This window comes from Mycobacterium yunnanensis, assembly GCF_025823185.1.
GTDB classification, from domain to species: Bacteria; Actinomycetota; Actinomycetes; order Mycobacteriales; family Mycobacteriaceae; genus Mycobacterium; species Mycobacterium yunnanensis.
Map to the genome: position 1 here is coordinate 1 of NZ_JACKVK010000006.1, position 809 is coordinate 809.

The following is an 809-nucleotide window of genomic DNA, read 5'->3' on the forward strand; positions in this document are numbered from 1 at the left end:
GGGCACTCCCACCCAGGAACAGATCGACGGCGACCACCGCAGCCTGGGCCAGCGTCAGCATGACGCGCTGATGGCGGTCGGACGCAGTGTGCTGGCCAGTGGGGAGCTTGGCCGGCACAACGGGTTGACGACGTCGATCGTCATCCGCACCACGCTGCAGGATTTGGAGAGCCGTGCGGGGGTGGGGGTCACTGGAGGTGGCACCGTCATGCCCATCGGTGACGTCATCGGGCTGGCGGCCGAGGCGGTTCCGTTCCTGGCGGTGTTCGACGGGGCCACGGGGGCGGCGTTGAATCTGTCCGGGCCCGTCGCGTCGCCACGTCGGCGCAACGGTTGATGTTGATCGCGCGCGACGGTGGTTGCACGAAGCCGGGGTGCACGGTGCCGGCCTATGGCAGTCAGGTGCATCACGCGGCGCGGGATTGGGCCGACGGCGGCCAGACGAACGTCGACGAGCTCGGCCTGGCGTGCGGGCCCGACAATCGGATGGTCGGTCCCGGTGGCTGGGCCACCCGGGTCAACGCCGATCACGACGTCGAGTGGATCCCGCCTGCGGGCTTGGACACCGGGCAAGCCCGGGTGAACGACTACCACCGCCCAGAACGTCTGTATCGACCGCCCGACGACGACGTCGTGAACTCCGCGGGACAGGACCGCCAGCCGTGCGGCCCCGAACCCAACGCCGCCTAGGTGTGATGTCCAGGGAGGTTGGTCAGTCTGGTGACTGGTGGGCGGCCTCCGATGGCGGAGTGGGCTCGGTGGTGATTGTAGAAGTGCAGCCAGCCCGGTAGCGCGGTGTTGCGTTGGTC

The 809-nt window shown here is 69.1% G+C and carries 2 pseudogenes; one reads left to right on the forward strand and one right to left on the reverse strand.

Annotated elements, in window-relative coordinates:
• Nucleotides 1-724 (forward strand): annotated as a pseudogene (locus tag H7K45_RS10095) (HNH endonuclease signature motif containing protein); the annotation flags it as partial.
• Here the strand turns inward: H7K45_RS10095 and H7K45_RS10100 are convergent.
• Nucleotides 687-809, reverse strand: a pseudogene (locus H7K45_RS10100) (IS481 family transposase); the annotation flags it as partial. The pseudogenes H7K45_RS10095 and H7K45_RS10100 sit on opposite strands and share 38 nt — an antisense overlap.